At 71.4% G+C, this 16865-nt stretch carries 18 protein-coding genes; 13 read left to right on the forward strand and 5 right to left on the reverse strand.

All coding sequences use genetic code 11. The annotated features are described in order from the left end of the window. Positions 1-34 precede the first annotated feature (34 nt). Positions 35-1495 carry a nitrogen regulation protein NR(I) gene (gene ntrC / locus ACYQPG_RS14175; RefSeq protein ID WP_147909200.1) on the forward strand — a complete coding sequence of 487 codons (1461 nt, stop codon included), beginning with the start codon at positions 35-37 and terminating at the stop codon, positions 1493-1495. A 51-nt stretch (positions 1496-1546) separates the two neighbouring features. On the opposite strand, the gene ACYQPG_RS14180 is transcribed toward ntrC, so the two are convergent. Then, a complete protein-coding gene (locus ACYQPG_RS14180; protein ID WP_246692262.1) occupies positions 1547-1849 on the reverse strand; it encodes a hypothetical protein in 303 nt (100 codons plus the stop codon). 74 nt (positions 1850-1923) lie between these two features. Between ACYQPG_RS14180 and ACYQPG_RS14185 the strand changes: the two genes are divergently transcribed. Next, on the forward strand, positions 1924-2097 hold the full coding sequence (locus ACYQPG_RS14185; RefSeq protein WP_187193593.1) for a ribosome modulation factor: 174 nt from the start codon (positions 1924-1926) through the stop codon (positions 2095-2097). Between the two features lie 29 nt (positions 2098-2126). Here ACYQPG_RS14185 and ACYQPG_RS14190 read toward each other — a convergent pair whose 3' ends face one another. Together ACYQPG_RS14190 and ACYQPG_RS14195 are read right to left on the reverse strand one after the other, a co-directional pair. Next, a complete protein-coding gene (locus ACYQPG_RS14190) occupies positions 2127-2486 on the reverse strand; it encodes a type II toxin-antitoxin system HicB family antitoxin (RefSeq protein WP_147909202.1) in 360 nt (119 codons plus the stop codon). Then, complete coding sequence (locus ACYQPG_RS14195) at positions 2483-2749, reverse strand: type II toxin-antitoxin system HicA family toxin (protein ID WP_147909203.1); 267 nt, start codon at positions 2747-2749, stop codon at positions 2483-2485. The genes ACYQPG_RS14190 and ACYQPG_RS14195 overlap by 4 nt, the downstream gene beginning before the upstream one ends. A 164-nt stretch (positions 2750-2913) precedes the next feature. Here ACYQPG_RS14195 and metC point away from each other — a divergent pair, with 164 nt between their 5' ends. The 9 genes from metC to ACYQPG_RS14240 all read left to right on the forward strand — a co-directional run bounded on the left by metC (position 2914) and on the right by ACYQPG_RS14240 (position 13319). After that, positions 2914-4104, forward strand: a complete 1191-nt coding sequence (gene metC, locus ACYQPG_RS14200) for a cystathionine beta-lyase (protein WP_419829665.1) — start codon at positions 2914-2916, stop codon at positions 4102-4104. Between the two features lie 82 nt (positions 4105-4186). Then, the gene (locus ACYQPG_RS14205) at positions 4187-5908 is read left to right on the forward strand and encodes an ArnT family glycosyltransferase (protein WP_419829666.1); all 1722 of its coding nucleotides are present in this window, start codon (positions 4187-4189) and stop codon (positions 5906-5908) included. Next, positions 5905-6687, forward strand: a complete 783-nt coding sequence (locus ACYQPG_RS14210) for a glycosyltransferase family 2 protein (RefSeq protein WP_419829667.1) — start codon at positions 5905-5907, stop codon at positions 6685-6687. Before ACYQPG_RS14205 ends, ACYQPG_RS14210 begins: the two co-directional genes overlap by 4 nt. Next, a complete protein-coding gene (locus ACYQPG_RS14215; RefSeq protein WP_147909207.1) occupies positions 6681-7016 on the forward strand; it encodes a lipid-A-disaccharide synthase N-terminal domain-containing protein in 336 nt (111 codons plus the stop codon). The genes ACYQPG_RS14210 and ACYQPG_RS14215 overlap by 7 nt, the downstream gene beginning before the upstream one ends. Next, the gene (locus tag ACYQPG_RS14220) at positions 7013-7612 is read left to right on the forward strand and encodes a pyridoxamine 5'-phosphate oxidase family protein (protein WP_147909208.1); all 600 of its coding nucleotides are present in this window, start codon (positions 7013-7015) and stop codon (positions 7610-7612) included. Before ACYQPG_RS14215 ends, ACYQPG_RS14220 begins: the two co-directional genes overlap by 4 nt. Before the next feature lie 307 nt (positions 7613-7919). Then, a complete protein-coding gene (locus ACYQPG_RS14225) occupies positions 7920-9554 on the forward strand; it encodes a methyl-accepting chemotaxis protein (protein WP_419829668.1) in 1635 nt (544 codons plus the stop codon). A 139-nt stretch (positions 9555-9693) separates the two neighbouring features. After that, on the forward strand, positions 9694-10593 hold the full coding sequence (gene rarD / locus ACYQPG_RS14230) for an EamA family transporter RarD (RefSeq protein ID WP_147939558.1): 900 nt from the start codon (positions 9694-9696) through the stop codon (positions 10591-10593). A 48-nt stretch (positions 10594-10641) separates the two neighbouring features. Further along, positions 10642-13041: a response regulator gene (locus ACYQPG_RS14235; RefSeq protein WP_147909211.1), complete on the forward strand. Its 2400-nt coding sequence runs from the start codon at positions 10642-10644 to the stop codon at positions 13039-13041. Next, positions 13038-13319 (forward strand): hypothetical protein, encoded by a 282-nt coding sequence (locus ACYQPG_RS14240; protein ID WP_147856614.1) that lies wholly within the window; start codon positions 13038-13040, stop codon positions 13317-13319. Before ACYQPG_RS14235 ends, ACYQPG_RS14240 begins: the two co-directional genes overlap by 4 nt. 30 nt (positions 13320-13349) lie before the next feature. Here ACYQPG_RS14240 and ACYQPG_RS14245 read toward each other — a convergent pair whose 3' ends face one another. Beyond that, positions 13350-14375 (reverse strand): P1 family peptidase, encoded by a 1026-nt coding sequence (locus ACYQPG_RS14245; RefSeq protein ID WP_461231157.1) that lies wholly within the window; start codon positions 14373-14375, stop codon positions 13350-13352. 101 nt (positions 14376-14476) lie between these two features. Between ACYQPG_RS14245 and ACYQPG_RS14250 the strand changes: the two genes are divergently transcribed. Then, on the forward strand, positions 14477-15346 hold the full coding sequence (locus tag ACYQPG_RS14250; protein ID WP_419829670.1) for an NAD(P)-dependent oxidoreductase: 870 nt from the start codon (positions 14477-14479) through the stop codon (positions 15344-15346). 13 nt (positions 15347-15359) lie between these two features. On the opposite strand, the gene ACYQPG_RS14255 is transcribed toward ACYQPG_RS14250, so the two are convergent. Beyond that, a complete protein-coding gene (locus ACYQPG_RS14255; RefSeq protein ID WP_419829671.1) occupies positions 15360-16211 on the reverse strand; it encodes a S49 family peptidase in 852 nt (283 codons plus the stop codon). A 217-nt stretch (positions 16212-16428) separates the two neighbouring features. On the opposite strand from ACYQPG_RS14255, the gene ACYQPG_RS14260 reads away from it, so the two are divergent. Next, positions 16429-16731 carry a hypothetical protein gene (locus ACYQPG_RS14260; RefSeq protein ID WP_147909654.1) on the forward strand — a complete coding sequence of 101 codons (303 nt, stop codon included), beginning with the start codon at positions 16429-16431 and terminating at the stop codon, positions 16729-16731. Positions 16732-16865: the final 134 nt, after the last annotated feature.

Below are 16865 nucleotides of genomic sequence, written 5' to 3' on the forward strand. Positions count from 1 at the left end.
TCGGCCGCCCGGCCGGACGTCTGAGTAGAGAGTCATGCCGAACGGCCACATCATCGTCGCCGACGACGACGCCGCCATCCGCACGGTGCTGAACCAGGCACTATCCCGGGCGGGCTACGAAGTCCGCTCGACGGGCAATTGCGCAACCCTCTGGCGCTGGGTCGCGCAGGGCGAGGGCGACCTCGTCATCACCGACGTGGTGATGCCCGACGAGAACGTGTTCGACCTGCTGCCCCGCATCAAGCGGGTGCGGCCGGAACTGCCGATCATCGTCATGAGCGCGCAGAACACCTTCATGACGGCGATCCGCGCCTCCGAGCGCGGGGCCTACGAGTACCTGCCGAAACCCTTCGACCTGAAGGAGCTTATCGCCATCGTGGGCCGCGCGTTGTCGCGTCCCCGCGGGGCGCCCGCGGCCGGCGCGCCGCCCGACAACGAGGACATCCCGCTGGTCGGGCGCTCGCCCGCCATGCAGGAGATCTACCGGGCGCTCGCCCGGCTGATGCCCACCGACCTCACCGTGATGATCACCGGAGAGTCCGGTACCGGCAAGGAGCTGGTCGCCCGGGCGCTGCACGATTACGGCCGCCGCCGCACCGGCCCGTTCGTGCCGGTCAACATGGCCGCGATCCCGCGCGACCTGATCGAATCCGAGCTGTTCGGCCACGAGAAGGGCGCCTTCACGGGCGCGCTCCAGCGCTCCGCCGGCCGGTTCGAACAGGCCGAGGGCGGCACCCTGTTCCTCGACGAGATCGGCGACATGCCGATGGAGGCCCAGACCCGGCTCCTGCGCGTGCTGCAGCAGGGCGAGTACACCACGGTCGGCGGCCGCGTTCCGATCAAGACCAACGTCCGGATCATCGCGGCGACCAACAAGGACCTGCGGATCTCGATCCAGCAGGGGATCTTCCGCGAAGACCTGTTCTTCCGGCTGAACGTCGTGCCGCTGCGGCTGCCGGCCCTGCGCGAGCGGTCCGAGGACGTACCGGACCTGATCCGGCACTTCTTCGTGCTGGTCGAGCGCGAGGGCCTGACCCGCAAGTCGCTCGACGGCGACGCCATGGAGCGGCTCAAGCGGTACCGCTGGCCCGGCAACGTCCGCGAGTTGGAGAATCTGGTTCGCCGGCTCGCCGCCCTGTACCCGCAGGAGACGATCACCGGCCCGGTGATCGAGGCCGAGCTCGATACCCTGCCGCTCGCCGCCCCGGCCTCCGCCAACGGCAGCGCCCGCAAGGCCAACGGCGAATCAGAGACCCTGTCCAGCGCGGTGGAGCGCCACCTGTCGGACTACTTCTCCGGCTACCGGGACACGCTGCCGCCGCCCGGGCTCTATCACAGGATCCTGCGGGAGATCGAAGGCCCGCTGATCGGCGCGGCGCTCGCTGCCACGCGGGGCAACCAGATCCGCGCGGCGGAACTGCTGGGGGTCAACCGCAACACCCTGCGCAAGAAGGTCCGCGACCTCGACCTGCAGGTTTTCCGCACCGCCCGGTAGGGGGCCGGCGTACGAGCCGCCTGGCGGGACCCCGTGACGAGCCCCGTCCGCTCAGCGGCGCGGCAGGATCGGGTCGCCGCGCATCAGGGCGTTGAGCCGCTCGGTATCGAACCCGTTCGGGATGCTGGGCACGGCCGCCTTGGGCGTCGGCACGGCCTTGACCGGCGCTGGAAGCGACCCGGTGGCCGAGGGCTCGGCTTGGGCGGCGCGCACCACGGCCGGCGGCGCCAGGTGGGCGAGCCGGTCGGCGCTGACGAAGGCGACGATCGCCGTCGAGACCAGCACGAGGACGCCGCCGAAAAGGGAACGCAGGATACGCACGCAGACGACCCGGAACGCGACTGGAGACGGCAACAGATTACCCGCCGGCCCGTTAACGAAGCCCACCCCAAATCGTCGGGATGGGTGCCAATGTTCGGGAGGCGATATTGACCAACGTCCAGGCCACCGCCAGCGACAGCGCGTTCATTCAGGGGCGCAACGCCCGCCTGTACGGCAAGCCGGCAAGCGAATGTCCCTATCCGGACGGCTCGGAAGAGCATGCCGCCTGGATGCAAGCTTACGAGGAGGCGGTGGTCTCCGATCCGCCCGAGACGCCGTGAGCGATGGGGCCGGGTCGGCGTTAGGCGGTTCAGGCCTCCTCGGTCACGGACCGCATGAGGTTTGAGCCCGCCCGACGCAGGACATCTTCGGCCCATTGATTGAGGCTCGTTCCGGCGAGTTCCGCCGCGCGGGCTGCCTGGGCATGGATTTTCGGGTCAATCCGGAGCATCAGCTTGCCGGAATAAGCCTTTTCCGGCTCCTTTCCGATCGCTCGGCACGCCGCGGTGTAGTCGTCCACCGCCTCATGAAACGCGGCCTTCAGCTCGGGCACGGTGTCCGCGTGAAAGCTGATCACATCGTTGATGCCAGCGATTTGGCCGACGAAAAGCTCATCCTCCTCGTCAAACGCGACGCGGGCACGAAAGCCCTGATAGGTCATCGTGTTCACGGCGACTCTCCCGGTGTGACACCGATTTTGATGAGAAACTCGCGTGTGGCGCGCACCTGATAGCGCGCGGCCTCGTTGGCCGGATGCGGCCGATGGAAAGCAGCCACGACGCCTCTGTACGCGAAACGCACCCGTGACCCGGTCCCTTCAATAAGCCGACATCCGACTGCCAGCAGCAAGCTCTCGATGGCGTGCCATTCGATCGAGGCCGGCACCGGATCCTTGTAGATGGCGCGCAAAGTACGCGCATGCCGGCTGTTCATTTCGCGCCCGATCTCGGCGCACGAGATATCACGAACTGATATCGCCCTAGGCTCATGGGGTCAATCTGGAGGTCGTGCGTCCGCCCCTCTAGCGGCGCCACGCTTGACCTCGCCCAAGCCCGCGGGCTTCGTGTGTCGCAGCGCAACGCGATCCCAGAGCCACAATGTCCCTGACGCCCAAGCCCGAATCCAAGGACAAGTACGGGGCTGCGACGCGCCTCGTCCATGCGGGCCGCGATCCGGGCGCGCAGCACGGCTTCGTCAACACGCCGATCTATCGCGGCTCGACCGTGCTCTATCCGACCTACGACGCGATCAAGAACCGGCGCGGGCGCTACAATTACGGCACCTCGGCGACGCCCACGATGGATTCGCTCACCGATGCCTGGACGGAGCTTGCCGGCGCCGCCGGCACCGTGGTGACGCCCTCGGGATTGTCGGCCCTCACCATCGCGTTGATGGCCGCGGTCTCGGCCGGCGACCATCTCCTCGTCACCGATTCCGCCTACCGGCCGACCCGGCAGTTCTGCGACGGCGTCCTGGCCCGGTTCGGCGTCGCGGTCACCTATTACGATCCGACCGTGGGAGCCGGCATCGCGGAGCTGATGCAACCGAACACCAAGGCGGTGCTGGTCGAGGCGCCGGGCTCCCAGAGCTTCGAGATGCAGGACATCCCGGCCATCGCCGAGGTCGCACATGCGCGAAGCGCCTGCGTGATCATGGACAACACCTGGGCGACGCCGCTGCTGTTCCCGCCCCATGAACGCGGGGTCGACATCGCGGTCGAGGCCGGCACCAAGTATCTCAGCGGTGGCTCGGACCTGCTGATCGGCCTGACCTCCGCCAACGCCGCGTATTACCCGGCGGTACGGCGCACCTTCGATCACCTCGCCCCCTGCGCCGGCGCCGAGGACATCTTCCTGGCGCTCCGGGGTATGCGCACCATGGCGCTGCGCCTGCGCGAGCACGGCCGGGCCGGGCTCGAGATGGCCCGGTGGTTCCAGGCGCGGCCGGAGGTGCTGCGGGTGCTGCATCCGGGGCTGCCGGAGGATCCCGGCCACGCGATCTGGAAGCGCGACTTCTCCGGCGCTTCCGGGCTGTTCGGGGTGATCCTCAAGCCCGTGCCCGAGGCGGCGGTCGCCGCGATGCTGGACGGGCTGGAGCTGTTCGGGATGGGCTTCTCGTGGGGCGGCTTCGAGAGCCTGGTGATCCCGTTCGACTGCGCCGGCTACCGGACGGCGACACAGTGGGCGCCCGGCGGCCCGGCCCTGCGCTTCCATATCGGGCTGGAGGACATCTCCGACCTCCAGGCCGATCTCGACGCCGGCTTCGCGCGCCTGCGGGCCGCGTCCTGACGGTCCGCCGTCACCGCGCGCGATGACGGCGGAATGACGGGGCATTTGACCTTCCCGTCCGATCCTGATTGACCGGCCGGGCATGACCACGAGCCTCTCCGCCGACGGCATTCCGCGCCGCGCACCTGTCGATCGGATCGGCCGCGGGCTCGACGCGCTGAGCCTGACCCATGCCCGCGCCGCGGCCGCCCTGCTGGCGCTCTGCCTGCTGCTGTTCCTGCCCGGGCAGATCTCCCTGCAGCCGATGGACCGGGACGAGCCGCGCTTCGCCCAGGCCTCGAAGCAGATGCTGGAGAGCGGCGACTTCGTCGACATCCGCTTCCAGGGCGAGGCCCGGCACAAGAAGCCGGTCGGAATCTATTGGGCGCAGGCCGCCGCGGTGGCGGCGGGCGAGGCGCTCGGCGTGCCCGACGCGCGCCGGCAGATCGCCCTCTATCGCATCCCGTCGCTGATCGGCGCGACCGCCTCGGTGCTGCTCGCCTACTGGGCCGCGCTCGCCTTCCTGCCCCGCCGCCTCGCGCTGCTGGCGGCCGTCCTGTACGGCGCCGGGCTGATGCTCTCGGCCGAGGCGCATCTGGCCAAGACCGACGCGCTGCTCGCCGCCTGCGCCACCGCGAGCCTGGGGGCGCTCGCGCGGGTATGGCTGGCGTACCGGGCCGGCAAACCCTTGGGTCGTGCCGTCTTCCCCGCCTTCTGGCTCGGGATGGCGCTCGGCATCCTGATCAAGGGCCCGATGGTGCCGCTGTTCGTGGTGCTGCCGGCCCTGATCCTGTCGGTGGTGGCGCGCTCGGGTCGCTGGCTCCTGGCGCTGAAGCCGTGGGCGGGGCTGGCGCTCACGCTGCTGCTGGTGGCCCCCTGGTTCGCGGCGATCGCCTGGAAGAGCGGCGGCACCTTCTATGCTGAGGCGGTAGGGCACGACATGCTGGCCAAGGTCGGCGGCGGGGCCGAGCGGCACTGGGCCCCGCCCGGGGCCTACGCGCTGGCGTTCTTCGCGACCTTCTGGCCCGGCGCGGCCTTCGCGGCGATGAGCCTGCCGCTGGCTTGGCGCGCCCGGCGCGAGCCGGCCTTCGCGTTCCTGATCGCTTCCGTGCTGCCGGCCTGGCTGATCTTCGAGGCGGTGCCGACCAAGCTGCCCCACTACGTCCTGCCGCTGATGCCGTGGCTCGCCATCCTCACCGCCCTGGCCCTGTCCCGCGGTGCGCTCGACCCGCGTCTGCGCGGGGCGCGGGCGACCGCCCTGCTCGTGCCGGCGATTCCTGTGGGTCTGACGCTCGGTCTGTGCCTGGCCGGCTGGCGCCTGGACAGCCACACGCTCCCCTGGGCCGCGCTGCCGCTGCTCGCCGCCGCCTGCGCGGTGGCAGTCCTGGCCTGGATGGCCTTCGCGGGCGGCAGGCCCGAGCGCGCCCTCGTGCTCGGGGTACTCGCTTCCTGCCTGCTCGGGCCGGCGGTACTCGGCGTGGCGCAACGCTCGCTGCCGGCCCTGAAGGTCTCGCCGCGGCTCGCCGCCCTGCGCGACCGCGTGGGCTGCGCGAACCCGCAGGTCGCGAGCCTCGGCTACCGGGAGCCGAGCCTGGTGTTCCTGGCCGGCACGGATCTCGCCCTCCCGCCGGACGGCGCCGCCGCCAGACAATTCCTGGAGGCGGGCGGCTGCCGGCTGCTGTTCGTGGAAGCCCGGGAACGCGACGACTTCAACGCCGCCTGGCCGGTGGCGCGGGGCGCGCCCGCGCCGCTCGCCGAGGTCGAGGGCTTCAACCTCAACACCGGCCGGCGGGTCTTCGTGACCGCCTACGGGGTGGCCCCGTGACCGGCGCGCCGAACCTCAGCGTCGTCGTGCCGGTCAAGAACGAGGCCGGCAACATCGCCCCCCTGGTGGCCGAGATCGAGGCCGCCTGCACGCCGCTCGGCTTCGAGCTGATCTACGTCGACGACGGCTCCACCGACGGCACGCCGGCGGCCCTGGCGGCGGCCCGCGCCGGCCGGCCGTGGATGCGGGTGGTACGGCATGCACGCGGTGGCGGCCAGTCCGCGGCGGTGCGCAGCGGCGTCCTGGCCGCGCGGGCGCCGGTCGTCGCGACCCTCGACGGCGACGGCCAGAACGACCCGGCCTTCATCCCGGCCCTGCTGGCCGCCCTGGAGGCGGGCGGCGCGCAGGCCGGGCTCGCCCAGGGCCAGCGGCGCGGACGCAAGGATGGGCGCTTCAAGATGCTGCAATCGCGCATCGCCAACGGCGTGCGCGGGCGCATCCTCAAGGACGCCACCCGGGATACCGGCTGCGGCCTGAAGGTCTTCCGCCGGGCCGTGTACCTCCGGCTGCCCTATTTCGACGCCCTGCACCGGTTCATGCCGGCCCTGATGGTGCGCGAAGGGTTTTCGGTGGTCCACCACGACGTGATCGACCGGCCGCGGCTCACCGGCGTCTCGAATTACGGCCTGTTCGACCGGCTCTGGGTCGGGCTCCTCGACCTCGCCGGGGTCTGGTGGCTGATCCGACGCAAGCGCGCCGACCCGCAGCCCGCCGAGATCGCCGCCGCCGACACCGCCTCCGACACCGCCATGCCCGCAGACCAGGATGTCGGATGCTGATCCAGCTCGCGCGCGATCTGCCGGACTATTTCTACGACGTGTTCGTCACCCGGCTCGACTTCTGGGTGGTGTTCGGCATCATCGCTCAGCTGGTGTTCGGCTCCCGCTTCATCCTGCAATGGATCGCCAGCGAGCGCGCCGGCCGGAGCGTGATGCCGCTCTCGTTCTGGTTCCTGTCGATCCTGGGCGGGCTGATGACCCTGGTCTACGGATTCGTGCGCCGGGAACCGGTGATCATCATCGGCCAGGGCCTGTCCACCGGCATCTACCTGCGCAACCTGGCGCTGATTTTTCGCGAGCAGCGGCGACGTCGGAGCGACCCGGCATGACCCGCGCTCCCGTGCCGGCCTTCTACGACGACCTCGACGCCAGCTTCGCCGAGCTGTGGCGGCTCTTGGACGAGGGCGCCGCGCAGGGCCGGAGCGGCTTCCACCTGCCGGCCCTGGCGACGCTCGGACCCGAAGGCCCCCGCCTGCGCACGGTGGTGCTGCGCGCCGCCGACGCGAGATCCGGCATCCTGCGGTTCCATTGCGACCGCCGCTCCGACAAGGCCGCCGAGATCCTGGCGCACCCGGCCTGCGCACTCTCCGCCTACGACGCGGCGGCCAAGATCCAGATCCGGATCGAGGGCCGGGCGACGCTCCACACGGACGATGCCGTGGCGGAGGAAGCCTGGGCCGGCTCCCGGGCGATGAGCCGGGTCTGCTACGGCGCCGCCCCCGCTCCGGGCACGGCGCTGCCCACGGGGGACGCCTACACGCTGCCCGACGAGACGGCGGCGGCGACCCTCGGCCGGCCGCATTTCGCCGTCGTCAGGGTACGGGCCGCGCGCCTCGACTTCCTCTACCTTGACCGCCGCGGCCATCGCCGGGCCGCCTGGACCCGGGGCCAGGGTGACTGGACCGGCAGCTGGATCGCCCCGTAAGCTTCACACCGCGGAATGACGGCATTCGGATCGCGCAAACAGCATTAAAATAACGTTCTTTCTTCATTCAAACGCCAGCCTCGCTAAATAATAAGATTTCATAGCGTCGCTCGATCGAGACAATGCCGTTTCTGTTCTCTCGGAACGGGCAGCGTAGACATCGATCGGCAACAATCCATCTTGCCGCCATCCACATTAATCCACACAGATCTCTCGGGCACGTTCGCCATCGCGCCAAGCAGAGGCTTCCATGGAACTGATAGCCAAGATCAATATTCCCACGAAGCTCTTTTCTGTCATTGCGTTGATGAGTATACTCTTCTTCGGATCAGCTTGGTACACATCACAGAACGTCGCCGGAATCGACGTCGCCTACACGATCCTGCTCGACAAGGAATCGAAGGCGGTCGTCCGGGTGGCGCGATTGAACCGCGTCGTCGCGCAGCTGAGCTACGTGGCCTTCCGCAGCGCGGCAGAAGCCGGCACGGCGGACGGGACCCGGGTCGGCATGGGCCTCGAGGGCCTCGTGGCCGAAGCCGCGAAGTTGGTCGAAGACGCCCGTCGCGACGCACCCGCCTTCCGGGAGCGGATCGACCGGATCGCTACGCAATTCGACCTCTACGCCCGGACCGTTGGGGACATGCGCAGCCTCGCCGACAAGGGCCAGGGCAGCGAGGCCCTGGTGCTCGCACACCGGACGGCCGAACCGATCCGGGCGGACCTGACCGAGGCCGCCCGCACCCTCGTGGACGACATGGATGTCTCGGTCCAGAAGCGGTCGGACGACCTCACCGTCGAGACCAACGCGACCCGCTCCCTGCTGCTGACCGTGTCGCTCATCGGTATCGCCACGGGCATCGTCGGGGGCGGCCTGGTCGTGATCTACGGCGTGACGCGCCCGATCCGCCGGCTGACGGATGTGCTGCGGCGCATGGCGGACGGCGAGATCGGGGCCGAGATCCCGGAGGCGCGGCGCGGCGACGAGATCGGCCTGATCGGCCGCGCCGTGGAGGGCATCAAGGCGCTCGTCGCCCAGAAGGCCGCCGAGCAGGCCGAGATCCGGCGGATGGCGGACGAGGCCGCCGCCGAGGCGCGCCGCCAGGCGATGCTGGAATTGGCCGACGGCTTCCAGGGCACGGTCGGCCGGATCATCGGCCAAGTCTCGTCCTCGGCCACCGAGCTGCAGGCCACCGCGCAGGCCATGACCGCCACCGCGACCCAGACCGCCAGCCAATCCACCGCCGTGGCGGCCGCCGCCGAGGAGGCCGCCTCCAACGTCAACACGGTGGCGAGCGCGGCCGAGGAGCTGGGCTCGTCGGTCCAGGAGATCAGCCGGCAGGTGGACGGATCCGCCAAGCTCGCTCAGGGCGCCGTGTCCGAGGCAGACCAGACCGCGACGCTGGTGCAGGAGCTGAGCGCCGCCGCCGCCAAAATCGGTGACGTGGTCCGGCTGATCACCGACATCGCGGCCCAGACCAACCTGCTCGCCCTCAACGCCACGATCGAGGCCGCGCGCGCCGGCGAGGCCGGGCGCGGCTTCGCCGTGGTGGCGGCCGAGGTGAAGGAGCTGGCCAACCAGACCGCCCGGGCCACCGAGGAGGTCGCCGGCCAGATCGGCCAGATCCAGACATCCACCGGCGCGGCCGTCTCGGTGATCGCGGCGATCACCGCTCGGATCAAGGAGATCGAGGCGGTCGCCACCACCATTGCGGCCGCGGTGGAGGAGCAAGGGGCGGCCACCCAGGAGATCGTGCGCAACGTCGGGCAGGCGGCGCAGGGCACCGGCGAGGTGACCAGCAACATCGCCGGCGTGGCCGGCGCCGCCGCGGAGACCGGCCGGGCGGCCGGCCAAGTCCTCGACGCGGCCTCCGAGCTGTCGCGCCAGTCCGAGCATCTCAGCGGCGAGGTCGACCGGTTCCTGGAGACGATCCGAGCCGCCTGAGCCGGGGGGCGCGCCGCGCGCGTCCACCCGGGATGGCGGCCGGGATAGCAGCTCTGCGTCGCGCACCCCTGTCATGGGCGCGACGCGGGGCGTAAAGCCGCAGCACCGTCCGCCCGCTCGGGTCGATCGGGAGGACAATGTGGGCCTGGTCTACGCGCTCGCCGCCTATCTGAGCTGGGGCCTGCTGGTCCCGGTGCATTTCCGCATGCTCGGGGCGTTCAGCCCCAACCACATCCTGGCCGAGCGGATCGTCTGGTCGAGCCTGTTCGCAGGCGCCCTGGCCCTGGCGCTCGCGGCGCGGCGGCGCCTGAACCTGCCGCTGCCCCTGCGCCCGCGCCACGCCCTGCTGGCGGTCTCAGCCGCGATGATCGGGGTGAACTGGCTGCTCTACCTCTACGCGATCGACCGCGGACACCTGCTCGACGCGAGCCTCGGCTACTACATCAATCCCCTGGTGAGCGTGGCGTTCGGGCGCGTGGTGTTCGGCGAGCGGCTGCGGCCCCTGCAGGTCGTGGCGGTCACGATCGCGGCGACGGGCGTGGCCGTCGCCGTAGTGTGGGCGGGGGAGTTACCGGCCCTCTCGCTGTCGCTCGCGGTCAGCTTCGCACTCTACGGGCTGGTGCGGAAGTTTGTGGGAGTCGATGCCCTGGTCGGGTTCCTGACCGAGACGCTGCTGCTCCTGCCGCTCGCGATCCTGTGGCTCGTGCTCTCGCCCGAGCCGTTCCTGCCGGCCGAGCCCAGGAACCTAACGCTGCTGATGCTGACCGGGCTCACCACGGCGCTGCCGCTGATCTGGTTCGCCGCCGCCGCGGTGCGCCTGCGGCTGACCACGCTGGGCCTGCTGCAATACGTCGCCCCGACCTGCCTGCTCGGCCTGAGCGTCCTGGTCTATGGCGAGCACGTGGAGCCGCACCGGGCGGCCATGTTCGCCCTGATCTGGCTGGCGCTGGCCCTCTACAGCATCGATGCCCTCCGCGGCCGGCGGCCGGTGGACCCTGTGGTTGAGGTCCGGTCGGATCCCGACCCGATGCGTGTATAAGGAATACCCTGCGCCCCGCGGGGCGAGCGACGGGATTTCGGCGAGCCGATGAGAGAATCCGAGGGCGGCCAAGGCGTCGTCACCGATGCCGATTACAGGAATCTCGCCGAGACGCTGCCGCAGCTGGCTTGGATCGCCGAGGCCGACGGGACCATCGTCTGGTACAACCAACGCTGGTACGATTACACGGGCAGCACCCTGGACGAGATGCGCGGCTGGGGCTGGCGCGCCGTCCACCACCCCGACCACGTCGATGCCGTCACCGAGCGCTTCCGGGCGGCGATCCTGCTCGGCCAGTCCTGGGAGGACACGTTTCCGCTGCGCGGGCGCGACGGGATCTACCGCTGGTTCCTGTCCAAGGCGCTGCCGCACCGGGACGAGGCCGGGACCATCCTGCGCTGGTACGGCACCAACACCGACATCTCCCGCCGCCGCGCCGTCGAGGAGCGCCTGCGCGATTCCGAGCAGCGCTTCCGGGCGCTGGTGGACGCCTCCGCGGCGGTGATCTGGAACACCAACGCGGTGGGCGAGCTGATGCCGCCGCAGGTCCGGTGGAGCACCTATACCGGCCAGACCGAAGAGGCCTACCAGGGCTGGGGCTGGGTCGACGCGGTCCATCCCGACGACAGCGCGCACGCGGCCGATGCCTGGGCCGCCTCCGTGGAGGCGCGCAAGCCCTACGAGGTCGAGTACCGCCTGCGCCGGCACGACGGCGCCTGGCGGGCCATGGAGGTGCGGGGCGTGCCCGTGCTCGCCGCGGACGGCACTTTGCGCGAATGGGTCGGCACCTGCGTCGACGTCACGGAGCGCAAGGAGGCCGAGGAGGAGGTCGAGCGGGCGCGCCAGGCCGCAGAGGCGGCCAACCGGGCGAAAAGCCAGTTCATCGCCAACATGAGCCACGAGCTGCGCACGCCGCTCTCGGCGGTGATCGGCTATTCCGAGATGCTCGGCGAGGAGCTTGAGGATATCGGCCAGGCCGCCCTGCTGCCGGACCTGCGCAAGATCGAGGCGGCCGCCCGGCATCTGCTGTCGCTGATCAACGACGTGCTCGACATCTCGAAGATCGAGGCCGGGCGCATGACCGCCTCGGCCGAGACGTTTTCCGTCTCGGACCTGCTGCGGGACGTGGTCGATTCCACCGGCTCGCTGGTGGAGAAGAAGGGCAACCGCTTCGTCCTCGATGTGGGCGATGAGGCAGGCGAGGCCGGCCTCGGGTCGATGCACCAGGACCAGACCAAGATCCGCCAGTGCCTGCTCAACCTGATCGGCAACGCCGCCAAGTTCACCGAGAAGGGGACGATCCGCCTCACCGTGCGGCACCACCGGGAGGAGGCGGCGGACTGGCTGTCCTTCGCGGTCACCGATACCGGCATCGGCCTGTCCGAAGCGCAGATCGCGCGCCTGTTCGAGCGCTTCGTGCAGGCCGACGACTCGACCACCCGCCAGTTCGGCGGCACCGGCCTCGGCCTCGCGATCACCCGGGCCTTCTGCCAGACCATGGGCGGCGACATCGCGGTGACCAGCACGGAAGGGCAGGGCGCGACCTTCACGATCCGCCTGCCGGCGGTGCTCAAGCCGGAGGACGAGCCGCAGGAGGTCACCGCCGAGGCCGAGGCGACGGCGGTCGAGTCGCACGAGCAGCACGAGACGGTCCTGCTGGTGGACGACGACCCCGCCGCCCGGGAGCTGCTCCAGCGCTTCCTCGAGCGCGAGGGGTTCCACGTCCGCACCGCCAATGACGGCCGGGCCGGCCTGACGCTCGCCCGGGCGCTCAAGCCGCGGGCGATCCTGCTCGATGTCGAGATGCCGCGCATGGACGGCTGGGCGGTGCTGCACGCGGTCCGCAGCGATCCCGATCTCGCCGGGACGCCGGTGATCATGACCTCGGTGGTGGCCGAGCAGGGGCTCGGTCAGGCGCTCGGCGCCACCGACTACTTCGTCAAGCCGATCGACTGGGACCGGCTGAAGAGCATGATGGAGCGCTACCGCCCGGAGGGCCCGGGGGAGGCGCGCGTCCTCGTGGTCGACGACGACCCGGATGCCCGCGAGCGCCTGCGCCGGTCGCTCGGCCGCGAGGGTTGGACCGTAGACGAGGCTGAGAACGGACGGATCGCCCTGGAGCGGGTCAGCCAGACGCGCCCGAGCCTGATCCTGCTCGACCTGATGATGCCGGAGATGGACGGGTTCGGCTTCCTGCGGGCGCTGCGCGCCCGGCCGGACGGCGACGTGCCGGTGGTGGTGCTCACCGCCAAGGAGATCACCAGCGCCGAGAAGGCGAGCCTCGGCGCCCAGGCCGACCGGGTGATCGCCAAGGGCTCCATGAGCCTCGCCGAGATCGGCCGGCAGCTGCGGGTGCTCTACGCGCGCTCGACCGCCGAGCCGGTCCCGGGCCGGCTCCAGGGCCTGATCGAGCGGCTCGCCGAGAACGATGTGGGAGAAACACAATGAGCGACAACGGGATCGATCCGGACAAGGCGGCGGCGATCCGCCTGCGGGCGCGGCTGGCGGTGGTGGAGCGGGCGGCGTGGTTCGGCCTCGTCCACGCGATGAAAACGCAGCCCGCCGAGACCGAGGCCTACATCGCCTCCGAGCGGGCGCGCTGTGCGGAAGGCTTTGCCGGAACCGCCTGGGCCAAAGACCTCACCGATGCCGAGCGCAAGATGCTCGGCGCGGAGGTCGATGCCGGGCTGGCGCAGCTGATCGCGGATGCGCGCGGAGAGGTGTGACCACCGCGCCTGCGTGCACCCGCGCTGGTCTCATCCCCCACCGAAACGATCGCGCCAGGCCGGCGGCAGGCCCATGACCGACAGCGGCGGTGCGGGCGCCAGCCCAGGCAGGCTATGCGCTGAGAACACGCCGATCGCCACGCTCCGGGCCAGCACCCGCGCGGCGGCGTCGCCCAGGCGGGCGAGATCGGCCACCGGATCGCCCAGCGGCACGGTGCCGGTCGCCACCGCGAAGACGAGGTCGCCGTCGAGGGGTGTATGGACCGGGACCAGGGCGCGGGCGAGGCCGTCCTGCGCGGCCACCGCGAGGCGCCGGCACTGGGCCTTGGTCAGGGCGGCATCGGTGGCGACCACCGCGAGCGTCGTGGCCGAGCCGGGCAGGATCCGGGCCGGGAAGGCGAGGGAATCCGCCGGCACCCGGGCGGGGGAGCCGAGGCCGCCGAACTCGTCGCCCACCTCGAACGGCGCGGCCCAGAAATGCGGCCCACCGCCGATTGTGGCGCGGCCGAAAGCGTTGACCGCCGCCAGCGCGCCGACCGTGAAACCGGTGCCCGACACCGTCGCCGAGGCCGAGCCGATCCCGCCCTTCAGGTTTCCGGTGCGCGCGCCCGTGCCGGCCCCCATGGAGCCCAGGGCGAAGTCGTCCGACGCGGCAGCGGCCGCCAGGAAACCCAGCTCGCGATAGGGCGGGTAGCGGCCCCAATCCTTGTCGCCGCCGTTGAGCAGGTCGAACAGGACCGCCCCCGGCACGATCGGCACCCGCAGCGGGCCGACCGGAAAGCCGCGTCCGGCCTCGGCGAGCCACGCGGTCACGCCCGCGCCCGCGTCGAGCCCGAAGACCGAGCCGCCCGAGAGGACCAGGGCGTCGATCCGCTCCACCGTGCGCTCGGGATCGAGCAGGTCGGTCTCGCGGGTGCCGGGGCCGCCGCCGCGCACGTCCACGGAGGCGATGACGGGCGCGTCGAACAGGATCGCGGTGACCCCGCTGGCGACCGTCGGGTCGCCGGCGTGGCCGACCCGCAGGCCCGGAATGTCTGTGATGCGGTTGCGCAGCATGGCGCGAGCTTGCCATGCCCGGCGATCGGGACAAATCCCCGCCTGCGCCGTCGGGGCCCGGCCCGGGTCGGCACGGCGGCAACGACAGCGAGGAGCGCGGCATGGACGTCGGATTCATCGGATTGGGGCGGATGGGCCGCGGCATGGCCGCCAACCTCGCGCGGGCGGGCCACCGGGTCCGGGCCTGGAACCGCTCGCCCGAGGGCGCCCGCGGCATCGAGGGCGTGACCCCGGTGGCGAGCGCCGCGGAGGCGTTCGCCGGGGATGCCGTCGTCACCATGCTGGCCGACGACGCGGCCCTTGAGTCGGTGATCGTGGCCGGCGGCCTGCTCGACCAGCCGGAGCGCCCCGGCGTGCATATCGGCATGAGCACGATCTCGGTGGCGCTCGCCCGGCAGCTCGCCGCAATCCACGAGCGGGCGGGCGTTCCTTACGTCTCCGCACCGGTCTTCGGGCGGCCGGACGTGGCCGAGGCCGGCAAGCTCAACATCGTGGCGGCCGGCGCGGCGACCGCGCTCGAGCGCGCCGCGCCGCTGCTCGACGCCATGGGCGCCAAGACCTGGCCCTTCGGCGACGAACCGTCACGGGCCAACGCGGTCAAGCTCGCGGGCAACTTCATGCTGATCTCGGCGATCGAGGCCATGGGCGAGGCCTGCGCGCTGACCGAAGGCCACGGGGTCGCGGGCGCCGACTTCCTCGACCTGATGACCAATACGCTGTTCGCTTCGCCGGTCTACAAGGGCTACGGCGCCTCGATCGCCCAGAACCGCTACGAGCCGCCGGGCTTCGGATTGAGGCTCGGCGCCAAGGACGTGCGGCTGGCGCTCCAGGCGGCGGAGGGCGCGGGCGTGCCGATGCCGTTCGCCAGCGTCCTGCGCGACGGGTTGATCGAGGCGATCAGCCAGGGCGACGGCGAGAAGGATCTGGCCGCCCTGGCGCGGGTCTCGGCCCGGCGCGCCGGACGGGGCTGAGGCGCCCCCGGCGTCAGAGCCCGAAGCGGGCGAAGGCCGCGCGTTCCTCCAACGCGGCCACCGCCTCCTCGGCGATGCCGCCCGGGGCCCCGCCCCGGCGCAGCAGGCGGGACAGGAACCCGCCCCGGGCCTCGGCCACGAGCCGCAGGTCGACCGTGTCGCCGAAGCGCGCCCGCATGGTCGAGCGGATATCGCCCAGCGCGTCGACCAGCCCGAGGCCGACCGCCTGACGCCCGGTCCAGACCGCGCCGGTGAACAGGTTTTCCGACGTCGACAGGGTTGGGCGCCGGCTCGTGACGAGGCCGGTGAACAGGTCCTGGATGTCGGCCTGGAGACGCTTCAGGCGCGCGACATCGGCGGGGTCCTCCGGGCGGAACGGGTCGAGCATCGACTTGGCTTCGCCCTGGGTGTGCACCCGACGCTCGATGCCGATCTTCTCCAGGAGACCCTGGAAGCCGAAGCCGGCCGAGACCACCCCGATCGATCCGACGATCGAGGTCGGGTCGGCGACGATCTCGTCGGCCGCGCAGGCGATCATGTAGCCGCCCGACGCCGCCACATCCTCGACGAAGGCCACGACCGGGAGCTTCTTCTCGTCGGCCAGGGCCCGGATGCGGCGGTGGATCAGGTGCGACTGCGCCGGGGCGCCGCCCGGCGAGTTGATCACGATCGCCACCGCCTTGATCCCCGGCATCGTGAAGGCCCGCTCCAGGCTGCCGGCGACGCCGCCGATCGAGAGCCCCGGGCGGATCGGCGAGACCGCCCCAATCGTGCCGGACAGCCGGACCACGGCGACCCGCGGGCGGCGGTCGCGGAAGCGGCGCGGCAGGAAAGCCCGGAGGGCGTCGGGGAGGGCGAACGGCATGGAGGCTCTTCGGGAAAGGCGGGACGCGGAGGTGCTTCCGCCCGAGGTGGGCGTTCCGGCGGCCGGCGCAAGGGAACCGGGACAGCAGGGCCCAACCGTCTGCGCAGTCAGACCGGATCGAACCGTTTGCCCACCTTGGCGGTTCCTGCCGACGGCGCACGGATCGCGCCGGCCCGGATCGGCTGGACGCTCCGGGTCCTCAAACGGGAGAGAGACGATGCGACCCTGGCCTATCCTGGTCCTGCTCGCTGCGCTGATCGGGGGCTTCGCCGACGCCCCGGCGCGCGCGGCGCCCCTGCCGGTCCCGGCGACCGCCGAGGCGGCAGCCCCCGCCCCGACGGTGCAGCTCGCCCGGTGGCATTACCGGCGCCACTGGCACCGGCGCCATCACTGGCGGCGGCACTGGCACCACCGGCGCCATCACTGGCACCGCCGCCACCATTGGCACCGCCATCACTGGCACCGGCGCCCCGTCGCGTACCGCCGGCATTTCGGCCCGCGGCACCCGACGTTCTACTGACGCGTGCAGCGCGCGCCCCGGCCGGATCGGGCCGGGGCGCGGCCTTGTGTCCGGGCCCGGAAAAGCTTATTTAACCACCTGATATCACTGCTGTTCCGCAAGGCCGTCCGGGCGCCCCGCGCGCCATCCGGACG

Source organism: Methylobacterium sp. CM6246 (assembly GCF_054818005.1).

What these genes read in the sequence shown, in the direction of transcription:
- ACYQPG_RS14205 (WP_419829666.1), top strand. Translation starts at nt 4,187, where the DNA reads ATGACCACGAGCCTCTCCGCCGACGGCATTCCGCGCCGCGCACCTGTC.
- ACYQPG_RS14195 (WP_147909203.1), bottom strand. Translation starts at nt 2,749, where the DNA reads ATGAACAGCCGGCATGCGCGTACTTTGCGCGCCATCTACAAGGATCCG.
- ACYQPG_RS14240 (WP_147856614.1), top strand. Translation starts at nt 13,038, where the DNA reads ATGAGCGACAACGGGATCGATCCGGACAAGGCGGCGGCGATCCGCCTG.
- ACYQPG_RS14250 (WP_419829670.1), top strand. Translation starts at nt 14,477, where the DNA reads ATGGACGTCGGATTCATCGGATTGGGGCGGATGGGCCGCGGCATGGCC.
- ACYQPG_RS14260 (WP_147909654.1), top strand. Translation starts at nt 16,429, where the DNA reads ATGCGACCCTGGCCTATCCTGGTCCTGCTCGCTGCGCTGATCGGGGGC.
- ACYQPG_RS14215 (WP_147909207.1), top strand. Translation starts at nt 6,681, where the DNA reads ATGCTGATCCAGCTCGCGCGCGATCTGCCGGACTATTTCTACGACGTG.
- ACYQPG_RS14225 (WP_419829668.1), top strand. Translation starts at nt 7,920, where the DNA reads ATGAGTATACTCTTCTTCGGATCAGCTTGGTACACATCACAGAACGTC.
- ntrC (WP_147909200.1), top strand. Translation starts at nt 35, where the DNA reads ATGCCGAACGGCCACATCATCGTCGCCGACGACGACGCCGCCATCCGC.
- metC (WP_419829665.1), top strand. Translation starts at nt 2,914, where the DNA reads ATGTCCCTGACGCCCAAGCCCGAATCCAAGGACAAGTACGGGGCTGCG.
- ACYQPG_RS14235 (WP_147909211.1), top strand. Translation starts at nt 10,642, where the DNA reads ATGAGAGAATCCGAGGGCGGCCAAGGCGTCGTCACCGATGCCGATTAC.
- ACYQPG_RS14255 (WP_419829671.1), bottom strand. Translation starts at nt 16,211, where the DNA reads ATGCCGTTCGCCCTCCCCGACGCCCTCCGGGCTTTCCTGCCGCGCCGC.
- ACYQPG_RS14245 (WP_461231157.1), bottom strand. Translation starts at nt 14,375, where the DNA reads ATGCTGCGCAACCGCATCACAGACATTCCGGGCCTGCGGGTCGGCCAC.
- ACYQPG_RS14220 (WP_147909208.1), top strand. Translation starts at nt 7,013, where the DNA reads ATGACCCGCGCTCCCGTGCCGGCCTTCTACGACGACCTCGACGCCAGC.